Here is a 19,332-nt window from a genome sequence, read left to right as displayed (position 1 = left end):
CGTCCTGAGGTGCCATTGCGCGATGCCGAGAAGCGTGCCGAAGGACGCTTCGCGGTGCCTTGGTACGCGGCTCAGCCCCTACGCGGCACGAGCGGCCCCACGCCGATCATCCTGCTTCGATCGCCCACCAAGGAGCACGAACGCGAGGAGCGCCATGAGAGCCAGCGCCATCGCCCAGCTGCCATTGAGCCCGTCCTCCGATCCGCCCCATCGCGCTGCACCGACCAGGTCGAAATCGATAAGTGCGCCAAACCCGCCGGTGCCGGGATTCGGGTCGAGGCCGAAGCCAAGCTGCTCGCCCGCGTTCCACGCCAGATGCGCCCCGAATGCTCCGGCGATGCCCCCACTTCGCAGCGCGAGGTACCCGAACAGAATGCCGCCCAGCAGCATGTTGACGAGGACCAGCGGGCCGGCCGCACCGCTCGCCGCGTGCAGGCCCGCGAAGGCGACGGCGGCTCCTGCCACGCCGCCCAGGCTCCCTAGCCCGCGGACCAGCAGCGGCTGGACGACACCCCGGAACAGGGCTTCCTCGGCGAGCACCTGCACGGCGATCGCGACCAGGCCGAGCGCGAGGACCGAACTCACGCTGGCGCCCCCTGCCCGCTGCAACGTGCCAGCGAGCGCGCAATAGGCGACGGCGAGCCCCAGCCCGACCACGCCGAGCGCCAGGCCTGCCGTTAACCTTGCCGAGGGATGGCCACCGAGCCGTAGCGCGCCGGTGCGGGCCAGCAGGCCCGCCCCGATCGCCAGCAGCAGCAACGGCATGTAGACGCACAGCACGAAGACCAGCTCTCCGCCCGTCGGCCCCAACCCATTCGCAAGCCCGGAGGCCAGCGGCGGGCAGACGCGCAGCAGCAGCCACGCGACAGCCAGCGCGAGCAGCGCCAGCCCGATCGGCCGCGCCCGCGCCATCAGCGGCTGGCGACCTGCTCCGCGCGCGCCGTCAGCATCGGCTTGGCGCTGTCACCGACCAGGAAATAGGGCGCCCAGTAGAAGGGGTGCGAATATTGCGGCTGCGCGATCAGCGACTTCTGCGCGTCCCGCAACGCCTCGCCGATCGTGCCGGAACGCGCCGCCGAATAGAAGGTGCGCATGAACGCGTCGCTCTCCTCCTCGGCGGACACCTGCCAATAGGTTGCCAGCACCGCGCGAGCGTTCGCGGTCAGAAAGGCGCGTACCAGCCCCTCCAGTGCGGATCCGGCCTGTTCCTGGCCGGAACTGCGCGCCAATGCTTCGCCCCGCACGCCTGCTGCCGTGTCGCAGGCAGACAGCACCACCAGGTTGGCGTCCAGGCGTAGCCTCGCGATTTCGGCAAAGTCGAGCAGTCCGTCGGAGCCCGCCGCGGCAAAGGAGGTGACCAGCGCCGGCGGCGACTTGGCGCAACCCCACATGCCCTCCTCAAGCCCGTGAGTAGCAAAATGCACCACTTCGAATTGGTTGAGGTCGGCGCGCGCCTCCACGCCGGTGTCGCTGAACGCGCGGCCGGTCACGACCTCCGCATCGGTGACGCCCAGCGCTGCCGACGCGATCCTAAGCTCCTTGGCGTCAATGGGCTTGAGCGTACGCGCAACCGCGCCCAGCCGGTCCCCCGGCACCGTGCACCCGAAGCCGATCTGGATCGGACCATTGTGGAAGGCCGCGAGCGAAGGCACCTCATGCTCGCCAAAGCCCAGGAAGCTGCGCTGCGCACGCGAGGCCGGCAGCGCGCGGGAGACCAGGAACGAGCGCGGCGACAGCGCGGTCGAGATGGCCGTGTTCGTGGCCAGAAACGCAGCCTTGGAAAAGTCGAACGGATCGACCCGCGGCCGGTCCGGCGTGTAGCGAGTAACGAGAACGCCCACCGGCAGCCGCTGCAGCGGCCCGGATGGATCGACGACCACCGCCTTGCTCGCGGCCAGCAGCTCGGCAGCGGGGCCTGCGACCAGCCGGTAGAGGGTGTAGGCGCGCGCCTCGTCGAAGGGCACCAGCTTCCCGTCCGCCAGCTCGCCGTCGATGGACCCGCGCAACTGTTCGGAAAGCGCCATCACCGCATCCTTGGCGGCATCGCTTTGGGCAACATGGTAGAGGTAGGTGTGCTCGGCCGTGACGACCATGCCATAGATGCGGCGGTTGAGCGTCGTCAGCTTCAGGAACGTCTCGCCCGGACGCAGCCGCTGGCGCAGCTCGGCCAGCGTCGCCGGACTTTCGTCCAGCGAGCGATAGCGCGGGTCGGCTGCGAGCTGCGCGTCGATCTCCAGCAGGCGCGCTTCCGCCGCTTGCCGCGCCCGCTCATAGTCGGCGGTGGAGGTCTTTGCCTCGCCCTCCGCCTGGCCGGAGATCGCATAGCGCAGCCGGGTGAGCTCGCGCTCCAGATCGGCGCGCTCGCGCACCGCCGCGCCGACGCTGGCGTCGGCGGTGACCACGTTGCGAAGCTCGCTGACCTGGCGTGCCACCGCAGGCTCACCGGTCGCCTGTACGGCGCGAAAGAAGCGCTCATAGGTGTCGGCGCGGAGTGATGACCCCGCTTCGGCCACCAGGAGGTCGAGATAATCCTCCATCGCGATCGAGCCGCCGGCCGAGGTCGCACCGGACGCGATCAGCGTGTCGACCGCAGCCCCAAAGGCGTCGCGAGCATTCGTGCGCGAGACGCCGGTGCGGGCATAAATCGCCGCCCGTTCGAGCGCCGCGTCCGCCACTGCCGGCTCTCCGCCGGTCCCCCCGTTCGCGATCGCCCCGCGTCGGAGCAGGTCCACCGCGCGATCGAAGCTGTCGAGCGCGTCGCCATACGCGCCGCGGCGTGCCTCCAGCCGGCCTTGTTGCCGGGCGATCCGAGCACCCAGCCAGAACAGCTGCCCCTGGTCCAGCCGCTCGTTGCTGAGCGGACGGTAGACGGCGGCGGCTGCATCGATTTCGGTCGCGGCGCGTGCCGCGTCCCCCTGCCCCAGCAGCGCAACGCTGCGCGCATAGTGCATCTGGGCGTCGAGGACCGCGCGCGACAGCTGACCGGCATCCGCCACCGCAACCGCGTTGGGCGCGCTGCCTGCAACCGGCTGGTTGATTGCGGCAAGGGTCGCAGCGTCGTTCAGGGGCTGGGCCGCGGCCGGCGCATCGGCCGCACGATCCAGCACCGCCAACGTCTCTGCAAAGGCTCCGCGATTGAGCGCGTCGAGCGCGCGATACGTGTCGCGCTTGCGCGAAAGGAACAGGGTGCGGACCGAGGGTTCCGCAGCAAAGATGGTGTCGGCCGCGGCGAAATGCGCCTGCGCCGTATCCGGGAAGCGGATGTTCGAGTCCGCCAGCCCCGCCTCCAGCAGCAGCTCCGCACGGATCGCCGGCGGAGTGGCCGGATCCAGCCGGCTGAGCGCGTCGTTCAGGACACGCGAGGCCTCCACGTGCAGCCCCTTGTGGTTGAAGCTGGTACCCTGCGCGAGCGCACCGGCAGCGGTGCCGGCGCTTGCATCCGTGCTCGAGACCGATGTCGGCGCGGCTTCCCCCAAGGCGGCGAGGTCGACGCTGGACCGCAAGGCGCGGGTCGTATCGACACTCGGGCGGCGCAGACCCGCGGTAACGGTGACTGCTTCCTCGATCTGCGGCAGCAGTGCGGACGTGCCCGCGGCGACATAGTGTCTGCCGCCATGGACCAGGTCGATCCGGATCGAGGGCAGCCCGGTGAAGCGATCGACGCAGCGGCCCGCAGTCGCGGGTCGCCCGTCGATGGTGACATTGCGACGCTCCCCGCAATCGAACTGCGCATCGACCGCGGCCATCGCCTCGGCGTTCTGCTCTACCGCGCGGACCGTGCCCAACGGCCGTGCGGCCGTCGCGTTGGAGCAGGTGATCGCATAGGCACGCGCGAACGGGTCCGGCGTCGCCGGATCCTGCCAGTTGCGCGATGCGACGCAGGGTTCGCCAGCCCCGTTGCGCCCCAGGCTGAAGCTGTCGAGCCGGGCGGGGGGCGGCGCAGCGCCGCAACCGGCGAGAGTGGCTGCCACGCCGGCGAGCAATGCGGCATGATGGAGAGGGATCACTCTTGCGGCTCCCGCGGCGATGGTTGAGCGGCGGCGTCCTCCGGCGTCTCCGGCGCAAGCGCCGGAAGTCCCGTCAGCAGTTCTTCGTTGTTGCCGCCGATGATCGGCGTGAACGGCAGCGCGACGTCTTGCGAGATGCCGAACACGGTCTGGCTGTCCCAGTCGAAGACCTGCAAGGTCGGCTGGATGACGATGGTCGTCAGGCAGCCCGCACCCGAGCCGGAAAGGCACCCGTTGATGCGCGTGTTGCCCAGGAGCAAGGGATCGATGTCCACGATCGGCCCCCCAAGCAGGGCAGCGCCGGCGCCGCTGATCGTGTTTAGCGACCCGAACAAGGCCAGGCTGGCGAGCGCCGGGGGTCCGTAGCTCGACACGCGCAGCACCGTCTCCGCGCCGGTCCCACCCAGCACCACGCCCGAGGTCTGGCCCGGGATCGCGGTGTTCTGGAACAGCGCATAATCGCCGAAGCGGACGGTCAGCGTGCGCGCCGCGACGGTGGTGGTCGCATTCGGATCGTAGAAGCCGCCGCCCAGCTGCGAGTTGTAAAGTGCCGAATTGGGGTTGCCGACCAGCGCCACCGCCTGTGTCTTGCCCGGCTCACCAGGCAGCAGCGTGTCGAGGAAGCTGGCGCCCAGCCCCACTGCGATGCGGTTGCCGCGCAACTCCAAGTCGGCGCCGTCGAGCAGCAATCGCCCACCGCCGCTGCTGGTCGCCTCGACACGGATCGTCTCCGCACTGCCTTCCCCGGCGTCGCCGCCGATCCGGATCGCACGGCCCGTGCCGGTCGAGGAAAGCGCCCCGGTGACCCGGATCGCGCCTTGCGACAGCATCTGCACCGAAGAACCCGCCGCCGGCGCCAGCGCCAGTGTGCCGATCTCCATCGCGCCGCTGCCCGCGTCGAAGCGCAACGTGTCTGCGGAAACCCGCGCCACTTCGGCCTGGGACAGCCGCAGGCCATCGTCCGCGGTTCCGTCGCCCACGCGCAAGGTGGTGGTGGCGGGATCGTGCGTGGCGAAGCGCACGCTGGTCGCGCGGATGTCGCCGGACAGATCGGCATCGCCCGCAGCCAGGTCGATCGACGCCCCGCCCGAAAGCGCGCCCAAGGTCGCCGTTCCGGCCGCGTCGATGGTGATGCCGTTGGCGGTGGCGCTGCCGATCGACACCGCCCCGCTGCTGGTCACGCCCATCGTACCGCCTGCGCTGGCGCTGCCTAGCGTCACGTCCGCGCCCTGGGCACTCAATGCGCCGCTTGCGTTGAGGGCACCCGCCCTGAGCGACCCTGTCGAGCCGAGCGACAGTTCGCCGCCTGCGGTCGCATCCGCGATCGCCAGGGTCTCGCGCGCCTCGACCAGCAACTGGCGCGCGGCCGCAATCGGACCCGCGACGTCGATCCGGTCACCGCGCAGGCCCACGCCCGCTGCGGAATCGACGCGGTCCAGGCGCGCGGTGCCGGCATCGATCGACAGGTCGCCGCTCGTGGTGCGAAGCGTCACCCGCCCGCCATCGGCAGCGCCGAGCGTGCCGGGCGTCCGGACCGCCAGCGTTCCTGCCTCTACGCCTTGTGCGGTGATGGAGGCGCCGTCGATCGTGGCGGCCCCGCCAATCGTGGCGGCGCCGAACGCGATCGCGCCGTCGCTGCGCGCATCGAAGCTGGCGGCGCGGACGTCGCCCGTCGTCAGCGTGCCGCCGGTCGCCGCCAGTGCGATCGCACCGCTGCTGTCGATGCGGCCGGTCTGCAGATCACCGCCGGTGAGCTCGACCCGCATGCGGCCGACGTCCAGATCACCGGCGGTGAACGCGCCGTCATGGACCAGCGTGTCGAGTGCGGCCGCCCCGTCGAAACCGCCGATCGAGGCTGCCTGTACGGAGCCGAGCCGGATCGCGCGGCCGCTTCCCGCCCGCAACGCTAGGGCTGCGCCACCCTGCGGCTGCACCTGAAGCACGGTGTCGCCAAGATCGACGCCCCCCGCCGCGTCGAGCACCATCATGCCGCCGCTGCCGTCGGTACCGCTTACCAGCGTCAGGCCGGAGGCGCCGCGCAGGTCGCCGGTGGTCGCGATCAGCCGGACCTGCCCGCCCGCGCTCTGGACGACACCTTCGCCACCCAGCTGCACGCTGCCGCCGGTGACCCGGTAGTCGCCACCGGCCGAGACGGCACCATCGACCCGTGCCAGCTCTGTCGCGCCAAGCGTGACATCGCCGCTCGCCGTCGCGCTGCCCAGCGTCAGCGCGCCTTGGGTGGCCTGCAGTGCGAGCATTCCGCCGGCTTCGGCAGAGCCGAGCGACAGGGTGCGGGCCCGGACATCCACCGCACCCCCTGCGCGAAGCGCCTGCCCGGCGATCGACCCTGCGGTGCCGGTAATCGCGCTGCCGGACAGGCCGGCAAAGGCCAGCGCGCCGTCGACGTCGAACGCGAGTGCATCCGCAGCCGTGACCGAGCCGAGGGTCGCATTACCCGCCGCCGCCAGCGTCACCGCCCTGCCGCCGGTCACCGCTCCAAGCGTCAGATTGCCCCCGCGGGCCGTCACCGCAAGCGCCCCCCCGGCGTCGATCGTGTCGATCGCCACCAGATTGCCGTCGATCGTGGCCGTCCGCGTCGCGCGGAGCGTCCGGCCGTCAACGGCGCCGGCGTCCACGGTCACCGAACCCCCGCTCAGCTCGTCGAAGCGCAACCCGCCGCCGATGGTGAGCGCAAGCGTTCCGGGTGTCGCGAGGCTACCGAGCGCGGCGGAACCGCCAGCCAGGGTCACGCTGCTACCGCCCGTCACCGTTCCCAGCGCCAGGCCGCCTGCGCCCGCGTTAAGCTCCAGCGCCCCGGCAACATCGACCGTGTCGACCGAAAGATCCTGCGCCCTGGCGATCACCGCACCCGTCGAGCGCAGCGCAGTGCCCCGCAGCGTCCGGGCACTCGCCTGGATCGAGCCGGCCCGCAGCTCCGTGAACGACAGATCCTCAGCAAACGTAAGCGCGAGCGCGTCGGTTGCGGCAACGCTCCCCAGCGTTCCGCGCCCGCCGATCAGCGTTACCTTGCTTCCACCTGTGACCGTCCCCAGGGTCAGCGCGCCGGCTCCCGCGTCCACCGCGAATGCACCTGCCACGTCGACCGTTTCGATCGAAACGGCTCGGCCGGCGATCGTTGCCGCGCCCGCCGACCGCAAGTTTTGCCCCCGCAGCGTGCCGACGTCCGCCTGGATCGTGGCGCCGGCGAGTGTGGTGAACGAAAGCTCCTCGGCAATGGCAAGATCGAGAGCATCCGCTGCATCGACACTCCCGAGCGTTCCGCGCCCGCCAGCGAGCGTTACCGTGCTTCCATTCGTCACCATGCCGAGCGTCAGCTCCCCGGACCCGGCGTCCACGCCCAAGGCGCCCGCCACGTCGACGGTGCCGATCGAAACCGCTTGGCCCGTGACGGCCGCGGCGCCGGTCGAGCGCAGCATATCGCCCTGCATCGTAGCGGCGCTCGCCTGGATCGCGCCTGCGCTCAGTTCCGTGAACGATAGATCCCGAGCAAAGCGCAGCGCCAGGGTATTCGCCGCCACGCTCCCCAGCGTTCCGCGCCCGCCCGTCAAGGTCACCAGATCCCCGCCGGTCACCGACCCGAGCGACACCTCGCCCGTTCCGGCGTCCACCGCGAGCGCGCCCGCGACATCGACGGTCTCGATGCCGACGCCCTGCGCCGCGATCCTCGCCGCGCCGGTTGAACGCAGCGTCTGGCCCTGCATCGTGCCGGCAGTTGCACCAATCGTGCCCGCATCCAGTCCGGCAAAGGACAAGTCCTCGGCGATCGTAAGCGTGAGGGTATCGGGCGTGGATATGTTCCCCAGCGTTCCGCGCCGGCCAGCCAGAGTCACCGTCCCACCGCCGGTCACCGTGCCAAGCGACAGCGCGCCCGTGCCTGCGTCGATCCCCAGCGCGCCTGCGACATCGGCGGTGTCGATCGACACGCCTTGCGCCACGACCATCGCCGCACCCGTGGAACGCAGCGTCTGCCCCGCCACGACGCCGGCGGTTGCCTCGATCGAGCTCGCGTCCAGTTCGCCGAAAGACAGGTCTTCAGCGATCGTGAGCGCAAGCGCCTCTGCTGCGGTCACAGTTCCGAGTGTCGCGCGGGCGCCGGCAAGCGTGACCGCTGCGCCACCGGTGACGGTTAACAGCGACAGATCGCCAGTGCCCGCGTCGATTGCGAGCGCGCCGCCGACGTCGGCGGTCTCCACGTCCACTCCGGTGCCACGCAGGCTGGCCGCACCGGTAGTGGCGATCCGCCCTCCGGTGATGCTGCCGGCGGCCACCTCCATCGAACCGGCCCGCAGTTCGTTGAAGGACAAAGCGTCCTGGGCATCAATCGTCAGGGCATTCCCGGCATCGATCCGACCGATCGTCATGGCACCGCCGGTCACGTCGATCGTCCCGGTGGAGAGCATCGCATCGCCCCGGATGCTGCCGCCCGTCGCCAGGATCGATGCGCCAGAGACGGTGCCGAACGACAGCGACTGGTCACCGCCAAGCACCAGTGCGCCGCTTGCCGTGACGGAGCCGAGCGAGGCCTGCCCCGCTGCCTGCAGCGTCACGTCTCCGCCGACCACCGGCCCGCCGATGGTAAGATCCCCGGAGGTCGCACGAAGCGCAATCGCTTCCGTCCCGCCATCGATCCGGTCCGCCCGGATCGAGGTGGCGGTGATCGAGATATTGCCGCCGACGACGTCGCCCAGCTGCGCGTCCGTGCCCACCGTCAGCGAGAACGCACCGCCCGGTCCGGCGGCCAGACCGATGCCGCTGCCGTCGTCATATCCCAGAACCGCACCATTGGCTGCCGAGACGGTCAGATCGCCGCCCAAGCTGCGCACGAACGGTGCGCGGATGTTGCGACCGGAAATGACGGTCGCGTCGTCCTGTGCGGTTACCCCCTCGGCGACGAGGACATCCTGGCCGGCACCGCCGGTCAGCGTCACTGCGCCGCCCGCGGTCACGCGCGTGGCGAACAGCTGGCCGCCCGCCGTGATCGACACGTCCCCCTCCGCGCTTTCCACACGCCCCAGCGTCACGGCCGCCCCCGACGCGGCCTTCACCGCGCCACTGGTCGTGACCGAACGGCCGGCCATCGCGGCAAAGTCGCCGACGGTGGCGTCGCGGGATCCGGCCAGGATCGTCACGGCCTGGCCCGCCGTGACGTCCCCGAACGTCACGGCATCCTGTGTCGTCACGCTCAGCGTGTCCCGCAGGGTGAGATCGCCCGCCCGAGTGGCGAACTGGCCCGAGTTCTTCAGGGTGAGCGCGGCGCCGGAAACATCACCCAACTGGATCAGCCCGTTCGCGGTTACGCCGACCGCGGCGGTTTGCATCCGGCCGCCGGCCAGGGTTGCAGTGCCCAGGTCGATGTCACGCGCCGACGTGAGGGCAATCCCCTCGTCCCCCACGCCGTCCGCGTTCGAGAGGACGGCGAAGCGGTCCCTGCCGACGATCGCACCTGTGGTGCTCGTCGCGACATAGCTGCCGCCTGCCGTGTGCGCGCCGGCGAATTCCAGCGCCGTGCCACTCCAGCGCATGTTGCCGCTGGCGGAAGCGTCACCGGCTGCGACGACCGATCCGCCGGCCTGCACCATCACCGAGCCGCCGCCGGCCGTGACTGCGCCGCCCAGGACGACATCGCCGCCTGCATCGACGCCGATCGCGCCCGTCCGGGCCAGCAGGTCCCCCGTCACACCGAGCTCGCCCCCGGCAGCGGAAAGCCGGATTGCACTGCCCTGCGCGCTTCCTAGCGACAGGTCGCCGGTCGTTGCCGTGAGCGCCACATTGCCACCCTCGACCCCATCGAGCACCAGCGCAGCGGCGGCGGCGGACACGCTGCTCGCCCCCTTCAGCGTGCCCGCAGAAAGCGCGCCATCGGTAGTGATCGACACCGCGCGCGAGCGGCTCTCCACGTCGCCTAGCGTCAGGGCTTCGCCACTCGCGAGCGTCACGGCACCGTCAACGGATAGCGCGCCGCCGAGCGACAATGTGCCGTTCTCTGCGCGCAGTTCAACGCCTTGGCCGGCACCTGTGACGGAGATGCCCTCGACCGACAGGTCGCCGTTCAGGCTGGATGCCGCGAACCCGTCCACCAACTGCAGCCGACCGAAGGACAGCGCCGTGTCACTGCTCAGCCCAATCGCCGCTGCGGTCGCATCGCCGTTGAGCGCACTCAGCGCGCCCAGCGAGCGCGCCGATACGTCTCCCAGAGTGATCGCGCCGCTGCCGCCGTTGAAGATCCGGACGTTGAGCGACCGGTCCGCACCGGCGGTGATGGCGCTGTCCTGCGCGAACTCGATGCCGGCGTTCGCACCCGTCGTCTGGAGGCGGATGAAGTCCGAACGGTCACGGCTGGTGGACGTCATCGACACCAGCGCGGGAGCCTGGATTCCGTCGCTCGTCGACAGGATGTCGATTGCGCCGCCGCTGCGGACCTCACGCCCGCCGAGCCGCACGCCCCCGCCCCCGAGCGTCAGGTCCGACCCTGCGTTTACGTCACCGGACAGCGTCAGCGCGCCCACAGCATCCGCAGAGATGGCGCCGCCGGCGGTGAGCGCTCCGGCGGTAATGCCGCGCGTCGCCGTCAGGGAAATGCCACCTGTGGCGCCGATCGAACCCACCGTGATGTCGCCGCCGGATGCGCTGCCGGTCGCCCCCAGCCGAACCAGCCCTGCCGACGAGGCGAGGTCTCCCACCTCCACGGTTTCACCCGAAAGGATCAGGTCCCGCGTCACCGACACGTCGCCCATGCTTACCGCGCCCGTCCGGACGATGCCGGTCGAAAGCGCCCCGCTGTCCGTCGCGCCGAGCAAGCCGCGCGCGGCGACATCGCCCAGCCGAACCGCTCCCGCTGCATCCGCGGACCGCACGATCAGGTCGGACTGCCGCTCACTGCCGCCAAGCAGGGACGTATCCGCCGCAAAGTCGATGTCGCCCGCGCCCGAACTGGCCGCGCGAACCGTGTCCGTCGCAAGCGTCAGGCTCTCGCCGCCGTTGCCATCGCTGTTCGCGACCAGCGACAGCCCGGAGAGACCGCTGATACCGCCGCGGCCGGCGGCAATCCGCACCTCTCCGGCTGCTGCGTGTCGGACTGCCGAGCTTCCGCCAAGCTCGACCCGGTCGGCCTCGACGACATAGTTGCGACCTGCGCGCACATTGCCGGCGATCGACGCGGCATCGGCGGTGGTCGTGTTACGGACCAGGACGTCCCTTTGAGCCACGAGGTCGGCCAAGCCGATCGTCCCCGCGCCGGTGACGGAAATGTCGGCATTGTTGCCGGCAGCGCCGATCGCGCCGGTCACCTGCACCGCACCGCCCGCGGCGAGAACGGCCGAACCATTCCGGGCGGTGATCGACTCCGCCGACACCGCACCCACCGTGGTGAGCGACACGCCGCGGTCCGACTTCAGCGCACCCGCCGTGACTTCGGCGGCGCTGATCGTCAGGGCGTCGCGAACGTCCACGTCGCCGATGCTCACGGCGGCGCCCAGCGCCAGGCCGTCGAGCGCGGTCCCGGTGCCGACCGCCGCCTGCAGCGACTGTGCGGCCACATCACCGATCGAGACCCGGTTGGTGGCATCGCGCACGCGCAGGGTCACACCGCCATTGCGGTCGCCGCCCGCGATCAAGCGACTGTCGGCGCCAAGCGCAATGTCGCCCGCCACCGTTCCTTGCGTCTCGAGCCTCAGGCTGTCGGCTGTGGTCGAGCCGGCGCGGAGCGTCAGCGCACCGGTTCCGACGATGTCGCCATCGGTCGACCGCGCCGCGAACTGATCCCCGGCACGCTGCGTCACGGCAGAGGCGCCGCCCAGCGTAATACCCGCGCCCGTGAACGCCACGTCACCGTCGGCATCCACGCCGCCCGATACCGTCAGCGCGCCGGCGGAACTCAGCGTCACGTCCCCGGCAGCCTCGATCGTGCCACTAAGGGTCGCCGCACCCGTCGCCGCGGCGAGGATGTCGGCGTTGCGCCCTTCCGCAAGCAGTGCACCCGTGACCGTCAGCGCGGCAACGCCGCCGACGTCGGTCGCCGTCTCGCCGATCGTGACCGCACCGTCCCCCGCGGCGGCCCCGCCCGCCGACAGGATGATACCGCGCGATCCGCTGGTCGCCGTGACGTTGGCATCCACCTGCAACAGCGAGTCGGTGATCGTGTCCGCGGAAGCGAGCGCAAAAATGACCTCGTTGCCGGACACCGTGCCGCGCACATATTGACGAGGGGCCTTCACCGCAGTGCCGCGGTTGAGCGTGACCGACAGCGGGCTCCCGTTCTGGTAGTTCAGCGTGACGTCGGTTGCCGTCACGAATGCCACGCCCTGACCGACGGCTTTGAAATCGCCGTACGCGTTGATCTTCGGCGCGACCATCACCAGCCCGCGCGTACCGCCATCGACGTTGATCGAGGCTCCCTTTTCAACGATGATTTCGGCCTCGCTGCCGGCCGCAGGGGTCATCCGGTAGCTGCCGCCACCGGCCAAGAAGTCGGCTTCATTGACGTCAAGCGCGGTGAGGACAAGCGAGCCCGTAGTGAAGGCCGCTCTGGAGCCGATCACGAACCCGTTTGGATTATAGACCCACACGGCAACGCTGTCGTCGCTCGTCAGCTTGCCGAGGAGCTGCGACGTTTTTCCGGAAAGATCGCGGTTCAGCACCGCGATGTTCGGTCTGGTGAGCACATCGTTCTCGAACGCGGCTTCCCCCCCTTCCGGGATGTTGAAGCCGTTCCAGTCAATGACGGTGTTGCGCGCGTTCAGCGACACCGTCAGCTTGTTGTTCCCGTTCCTGTACTCGGGTCCACTACCAAGGCCGCTGGTACGTGACCCGATTACGTCCGCCTCGGTCGGCAGGCGCACGCCCGTCTGCGCATGGGCGAGGCCGGGAAACAGCGACAGGCTGCCCATCGCGGTGGTGAGCGCAAGAACGCTTCGGCGGAACCGGCGCGGAGCAGAAGCGAGGGGAAGAGCAGCCATGGTCGGCTCCTATCGTGCGCGGTCGCGCAGCTGGACAGTCAGGGAGGCGAGAACCCGCGCAGGCGGGCGTTTCTCGTCAAGCAGCAGCGCCCGGTCGAGCGGCCTCGCATAGGTGAGGTCGAGCACCAGCCGGTTCGGCAAGGACAGGCGCACGCCGCCGCCCATGCTTTCAAAGGTGCGCGCACCCTCCAGCCGGGAGCGGTCAAGATTGCTCAGGCGCAACACGTCGTAGAAGCCGTAGAGCTGGGTGCCGACAGCCGCGACGACGGGCAGGTCCGCGCGCGCCTCGATCCGCGCGCCAGCCGCGCGGTCGCCGCTGTTGGAACCGGGATCAAAGCCGCGCCCGATGGTGAGGCTGCCGAGCGCAAACTCCTCATAGTTGAGCAGCGGGTCGTTCGCCCATTGCATCTGCCCCAGGGCGGCAATGCTGAACACCGGACCCAGATACGCGGTCGCGTCGGCCACGCCACGGAACACCAGCGCGCGCGCATTGCCCTCCAGCCGCGAGGTGAGTTCGCCGCTCTGCAGCCCGGTCTTGCTTGCGTCCAGGATGCCCAGCCCCTTGCGCAGCTCCAGCGTGGCGGCAAGGGAAAGCCAGGTATTGCCACTGGCATCGACAAACTGCTGATCGCCGTCGATGCCCAGAAACGCTACGCGCAACTTGTCGCGTGTGAGGGTAACGGCATCGTCGCCACCACCCACACGAGTGGTCTGGTCGACAAAGTCGATCCCCAGGCGGGCGCGCACATTCTGGCGAACCGAACGGATCAGCGGCTGGGTAAGGTCGAAGCCGCCGATGAAGGTGTTTGTGCGTAGATCGAGGGCGCCGAGATCAGGGCGCGACCAGGCATAGCTCGCCCGGCTGCCCAGGCTGGTTCCGCTGCCGCCGATTTCGAAGATATGGCCGGCCTGGACCAGCCGCTGCTCGTTGAAGTCGGCGGTAGTGGACACACCCAGATAGGTGATGTCGGCAAGACCGCTCAGCCCATAGACTTCGCCGCGGGCGTAAAGCGTTTCGCGCCCCAATAGACGCGAGTTATAGTTCTGGGCATTGGCATAGACGGCAAAGCGACGCGAACTGACGGTCAGGTCGCCGATCACCGCGCCTTGCTCGCCGCCGGACGGGCGTAGCGAAAGGGCGACGTCCAGCCCCGGCACGTCGCCCGCCAGCAGCAGCAGGCGCTCCGCCTCCCGCTCGTTCAGCGGGTCCATCGCCTGCAGGGCAGCGAGACGACGGCGCAGCAGCGGCTCGTAGCGGCCGGCATCGCCACGCACGCGGATATCGACGATCCGCGCGGTCACCACCTCCAGCCGCAGGACGCCGTCGGTGATTTCCTGTGCGGGGATCTGGACGGAGGCGACCCATCCATCGCGGCGCAGAGCTGCGTTCGCCTGATCGCGCACTGCGCAGACGACGGAGATGGGCTGTTCGCCCGTCGGTGCCGTCAGGTTCGCCAGCGTCCGTGCGATCTCAGGCTGCAGCGGGGTGCCTCCCGGGCGCGTGAACGCTACCTGCGCGATGTTCACCCGCAGCGGCGATGCGTCGAGCGCGCAGCTGCCGGGCGCAAAGGCCGTGTCGCTGCTCACCTGCGCGGTGGACTCCCGCGGCTGGTCCGGCGTCGGCGGCGTGACTTCCTGACGAGTGGGCAATCCCGTTTGCACGCCCTGCGCCCCGGCGGGCGCGGCCATCAGTCCTGCAACAAGCGCGCCGATCACTCCGGCGCCCGCACCGATACGCTGTCGCAACACTGCCCCCTTCGAATCCACCGGACGATCATCGCCGCGCCGCTTCAAGTTGATCAATCGGCAAGGATCGCTCGTGTCAGTCGTTTATGATCCCGGCGACTGTCCGGTCAAACACCAACATGCGCAATGCCGGCTATTTATTACACCAGCACTAAACAACTTAGATCGGACGGCCGATCGGCGCCGCGCCTACAAGTGAGCCGGCGGTCAATCTTCCAGATATACGTCGGTCAGGAACCAGCGTCCGTTGATTTGCTGGAAGGTCACGGGACCTACGACTCGCGTGCCGAGCGGCTGGCCCTCGCGCTGCGGGACGTCCCCGCTCGCCAGGACCTGACGCAGAGTCCTGCGGGAAGAGTCGATGGGTTCGTCGCTTGCCAGCAACCGCTGCACGGCTTTGGCTGCCTGAGCGGGTGACAGGGTGGCAGTCGCGTCGGAGTCCAGAATCCCGTGCGACGTGACCTTCGGCGCACTGGCGGCCGCGATCCCCGCAGCATCGCCAGCCAGCGCCGCGGTCCGGAACCGCTGCCAAAAGACGTCGAACTTTTCGTTCGCGGCGCGTGCCGGTGCCGGTGCCGGTGCCGGTGTCGGCGCTGCGGCCGCAGTCGATCCCGGCGTCGTGCCGACGCCATCCCCGACGCTTCGCCCGGCGCCATCGCTCGGCTGCGCACCGCAGGCCACCAGCAGCAGGGCTGCGGGGAACGCAAACATCATCGACCGGTCGGCCATCGCATCGCCCTTATGTCATAGCTGCTGAGCCGGAAGTTTGACTCTTTCACCTGGTTGCCCTGATTGCCGCCCAGCAAGGTGATGTGGGTGGCGGTCTTGGAGACGAAGAAGGCGACGTGATTGCCGCTGGACGAGCCGGTCGCGCGGTCATGCCCGCTGCGCGCCGTGCGGATCTGGACGATGCAGCCGTAGCGGAGTTCCTCCAAGGGCTGGCCCCAGTCGACCCAGCTTGCGGCCGCTGCACTGTTCGTCCCGCGAATACCGACCTGCTTGAGGCACCAGTTCACAAAGGAGGAGCACCACGGCACGGAATCGGGTTGGCTGCCGAGCGTCGTCGTGGCGTGATATTCCATGATCCGCCGATTGTTGCCGGCGCCTGCGACCTCGGCCACGAACTTTTCCGCATTCGCCACCCGCATCCAAGGTACGGCAATCGAGGTGCCCGGCCGGTCGAGCGATCCACCACCAGCGGGGCGGGCGTTGCCAAGCGGCAGCTGGCGGATCGACGGGATCGGCACCGCCCGTGTCGGCGGGCTGGTGATCGGCGATGTGCCGGTGCCCATCGGCAGCTGGCGCACCGACGGAATGGGCACTGCGCGCGTGGGCGGTCCGCTCTGCACGGGCGCCGGCGGCAGCGCCGAACCACCCACGCCCAGGCTCTTCCACGTTTCGGGGCCTACGACGCCGTCTGCCTCCAGCCGGCGCCCGGCCTGGTAGCTGCGCACCACCCGCTCGGTCATCGCACCGAACGCGCCGTCGAGTTCCAGCGGCGGCCTGGGCTTGGATGTCGTGTTCAGCAGATGCTGCAGCAGCTGCACCTGCTGCCCCTTCGCACCTCGTTCTATCGTGGCAAGTCGCATGCGCTTCTCCCCGTTCCAAGTACTGTCGGTCGGCGGCCTCGGCCCTTAAGTTGCGCGGTTCGTGCCGCGAGCGCGCCTGCGCGGGGCGAGCAGCCCCGCTGCCGCTCCGACAAGCATCAGCATCGGCCAGGGGTTTGCCCATTTGTCCATGTTCGCAGTCCGGCCGAAATCAGGCGCGCCGTATTCATTGGCATCAACCAGCAGATCCGCGCCGATCCATGCCGCGGCCGCCACGATTGTTGCCCTCAAAAGAAACTGGACAGCTCGCATCTCGAGAATCCTGGTCTTGGGTCCTGAAACTACGGTATCAGCCGAGTAAGCTGTCAGGCAATAGTTGCCATGAATCGGCCCAGCCTTCCGCGATGTTATTCCGCAGCGACATCGTTTGCGGGAACTTCCAGCGCGTGCTCCGCTTCCTCAAACGAATAGCCGAGCGCATCCCCCTCTACACGCACGCGAATTTGCTGGACATCCTCGCCCCGCATCCGCCGTTCGAGCAGCCCGACCGACATATCGGGAAGCATGGTGTTGGTCAGGATCGCATCGATCATGCGACCACCCGAAGCCGCCTCCGTGCAGCGCTCGACAATATACGCGACCACTGCTTCGTCGATGGTGAGCGCGATGCCGTGGTTGTCGCGGATGCGCCGTTCGATACGCCCGAGCTGCAGCCGGACGATGCCAGCCAGCATCGTCTTGCTGAGCGGATAATAAGGCAGCACCGACAACCGCCCGAGCAGCGCGGGCGGGAACACTTTCAGCAGTTCGGGCCTGAGCGCAGTCGCCAGTCCGTCCGGCGTCGGCGCCATCTCCTCGTCTTCAGTGAGCGTCGCGATCAGCTCGGTCCCGACGTTGGAGGTGAGCAGGATCACGGTGTTGCGGAAGTCGATGTGCCGGCCTTCCGCGTCGTTCATGAACCCCTTGTCGAACACCTGGAAGAACATCTCGTGGACGTCCGGGTGGGCCTTCTCGACCTCGTCGAGCAGCACGACGCTGTAGGGCCGGCGCCGCACCGCCTCGGTCAGCACGCCGCCCTGACCATAGCCGACATAACCCGCAGGCGCGCCCTTCAGCGTCGAGACGGTGTGCGCCTCCTGGAACTCGCTCATGTTGATGACGATCATCGAATCGTCGCCCGAGAACAGCAGCTCGGACAGCGCGTGCGCAGTCTCGGTCTTGCCGACCCCGGAGGGGCCGCACAGCATGAACACGCCGACCGGCTTGGACGGATTGTCGAGCTTGGCGCGGCTGGTCTGGATGCGCTTGGCGATCGCATCCATGGCATGATCCTGCCCGATGACGCGCGCCTTCAGCGCCTCGCCGATCGAGAGCACGCTGGCAATCTCGTCCTTGACCATGCGACCGACGGGTATGCCGGTCCAATCGCCGACCACGGCCGCGACTGCATCGGCGTCCACCACGCCGAACACCATCGGGTCATCGCCCGCAGCTTCGCGCGCCGCGGCGATCGCGGCATCGAGCGCATCGGCTTCGTCACCCTCACGCGCGGCACGAACCGCCTCCAGCGCCGCCTTTTCGCCCTCCCACTTGGCCTCGATCGCGGCCACCGCCTCGCGTGCGGACGCAATCTCCGCGTCGAGTTCGGCCAGCCGGTCATCGCGGCGGTAGCGGCCCTGCGCCTCGCGCTCGACCACGTCGCGCTCTACCTCCAGCAGCTCCAGGCGGCGGCGGCGATCCTCGACCGGGGCAGGCGTTGCGTGCTGTGATACCGCCACGCGCGCCGCCGCGGTGTCGATCAGGCTCACCGCTTTGTCGGGCAGCTGGCGCGCCGGAACATAGCGTTGCGACAGCGTTACCGCCGCAGCGACCGCCTCGTCGAGCACCACAACCTGATGGTGCGCCTCCATCATCGGCACGACCGAACGCAGCATGTCGATCGCAACCGGCGCCTCGGGCTCGGCCACGTCGACCGTCTGGAAGCGACGGGTGAGCGCCGGGTCCTTTTCAAAATACTGGCGGTACTCGGCATAGGTGGTCGCCGCGATCGTGCGCAGCCGACCGCGTGCCAGCGCGGGTTTGAGCAGGTTGGCGGCATCGCCGGTGCCGGCCTGCCCGCCCGCGCCGACCAGCGTGTGCGCCTCGTCGATGAACAGGATCACCGGGCTTGCCGCGCCCTCGACCTCGTCGATCACGTGGCGCAGCCGCTTCTCGAACTCGCCCTTCACTCCGGCGCCCGCCTGCATCAGCGTCACGTCGAGCGCGCGCAGCGTCACGTTGCGGAGCGCCGGCGGCACGTCGCCATCGACGATGCGGCGGGCGAAGCCCTCCACCACCGCCGTCTTGCCGACCCCCGCCTCGCCGACCAGGATCGGGTTGTTCTGGCGGCGGCGCAGCAGCACGTCGACCAGCTGCCGGATTTCGGCATCGCGGCCGACAACCGCGTCGATCTCACCGCTACGCGCCTTGGCGGTCAGGTCCGTCGAATAGCGCGCCAGCGCCTCCCCCACCGGCGCGGCACCGGGCGCGGGAGCGCCGGCCGGTTCGCCCGGCACGTCGATGACCGTCTGCTCCGTCGAGGGTTTGACGATCGCGTCGAAGTCGGCGCCCAACCGCTCGACCTGGACCTTGCGCCACTCACCGCTAATCGCGAACAGCGCGTTGCGCAGCGTCGGGGTCCTGAGCATGCCGTAGAGCAGATGCCCGGTCCGCACCTTGCCGGCCCCGAACTGCAGCGAGGCATAGAGCCAGCCCTTCTCGATCGTCTCCTCGATCTGCGGCGCGAAGTCCGAGATCGCCGAGGCCCCACGTGGCAGGATGTCGAGCGCGCCGACGACGTCGCGCGACAGCGCGGCATCGTCGATCGCAAACGCGCTGCGGATCGCGGCAATGTCGCCGGTTGCATCCTGGCTCAGCAGCTGCACCCAATGGGCGAGCTCGACATAGGGGTTGCCCCGCATCTTCGCGAGCGCGGTCGCGGACTCGATCGATTGCAGCGCAGCGGCATCCAACCTGCCGAAAAGCGACGCACGGCTGATCTCGGTCATGCTTACCCCT

The 19,332-nt window shown here is 69.4% G+C and carries 8 protein-coding genes; all 8 read right to left on the bottom strand.

The window, feature by feature from the left end; all coding sequences use genetic code 11:
* Nucleotides 1-78 precede the first annotated feature (78 nt).
* Complete coding sequence (locus tag LK533_RS03290; protein WP_229361333.1) at nt 79-912, bottom strand: CPBP family intramembrane glutamic endopeptidase; 834 nt, start codon at nt 910-912, stop codon at nt 79-81.
* Nucleotides 912-4,007: a CHAT domain-containing protein gene (locus LK533_RS17900; RefSeq protein ID WP_229361332.1), complete on the bottom strand. Its 3,096-nt coding sequence runs from the start codon at nt 4,005-4,007 to the stop codon at nt 912-914. The genes LK533_RS03290 and LK533_RS17900 overlap by 1 nt, the downstream gene beginning before the upstream one ends.
* Nucleotides 4,004-12,982 (bottom strand): filamentous hemagglutinin N-terminal domain-containing protein, encoded by an 8,979-nt coding sequence (locus LK533_RS03280; protein WP_229361331.1) that lies wholly within the window; start codon nt 12,980-12,982, stop codon nt 4,004-4,006. The genes LK533_RS17900 and LK533_RS03280 overlap by 4 nt, the downstream gene beginning before the upstream one ends.
* Nucleotides 12,983-12,991: 9 nt before the next feature.
* Complete coding sequence (locus LK533_RS03275) at nt 12,992-14,728, bottom strand: ShlB/FhaC/HecB family hemolysin secretion/activation protein (RefSeq protein ID WP_229361330.1); 1,737 nt, start codon at nt 14,726-14,728, stop codon at nt 12,992-12,994.
* Between the two features lie 207 nt (nt 14,729-14,935).
* Nucleotides 14,936-15,457: a hypothetical protein gene (locus tag LK533_RS03270; RefSeq protein WP_229361329.1), complete on the bottom strand. Its 522-nt coding sequence runs from the start codon at nt 15,455-15,457 to the stop codon at nt 14,936-14,938.
* Nucleotides 15,439-16,317: a TIGR02594 family protein gene (locus LK533_RS03265; protein WP_229361328.1), complete on the bottom strand. Its 879-nt coding sequence runs from the start codon at nt 16,315-16,317 to the stop codon at nt 15,439-15,441. The genes LK533_RS03270 and LK533_RS03265 overlap by 19 nt, the downstream gene beginning before the upstream one ends.
* Before the next feature lie 45 nt (nt 16,318-16,362).
* Complete coding sequence (locus LK533_RS03260) at nt 16,363-16,587, bottom strand: hypothetical protein (protein ID WP_229361327.1); 225 nt, start codon at nt 16,585-16,587, stop codon at nt 16,363-16,365.
* A 95-nt stretch (nt 16,588-16,682) separates the two neighbouring features.
* A complete protein-coding gene (gene tssH, locus LK533_RS03255) occupies nt 16,683-19,322 on the bottom strand; it encodes a type VI secretion system ATPase TssH (protein WP_229361326.1) in 2,640 nt (879 codons plus the stop codon).
* Nucleotides 19,323-19,332 lie beyond the last annotated feature (10 nt).

Source organism: Sphingomonas sp. PL-96, assembly GCF_020707215.1.
In the GTDB taxonomy this organism is placed as follows: Bacteria; Pseudomonadota; Alphaproteobacteria; order Sphingomonadales; family Sphingomonadaceae; genus Sphingomonas.
Note: the sequence above shows the minus strand (reverse complement) of the source record. Positions and strands in the feature narration are given on the sequence as shown.

Excerpts from the sequence above, each read along its gene's own strand:
- LK533_RS03290 (WP_229361333.1), bottom strand. The coding sequence starts at position 912 with ATGGCGCGGGCGCGGCCGATCGGGCTGGCGCTGCTCGCGCTGGCTGTC.
- LK533_RS03280 (WP_229361331.1), bottom strand. The coding sequence starts at position 12,982 with ATGGCTGCTCTTCCCCTCGCTTCTGCTCCGCGCCGGTTCCGCCGAAGC.
- LK533_RS03270 (WP_229361329.1), bottom strand. The coding sequence starts at position 15,457 with ATGGCCGACCGGTCGATGATGTTTGCGTTCCCCGCAGCCCTGCTGCTG.
- LK533_RS03265 (WP_229361328.1), bottom strand. The coding sequence starts at position 16,317 with ATGCGACTTGCCACGATAGAACGAGGTGCGAAGGGGCAGCAGGTGCAG.
- LK533_RS03260 (WP_229361327.1), bottom strand. The coding sequence starts at position 16,587 with ATGCGAGCTGTCCAGTTTCTTTTGAGGGCAACAATCGTGGCGGCCGCG.
- tssH (WP_229361326.1), bottom strand. The coding sequence starts at position 19,322 with ATGACCGAGATCAGCCGTGCGTCGCTTTTCGGCAGGTTGGATGCCGCT.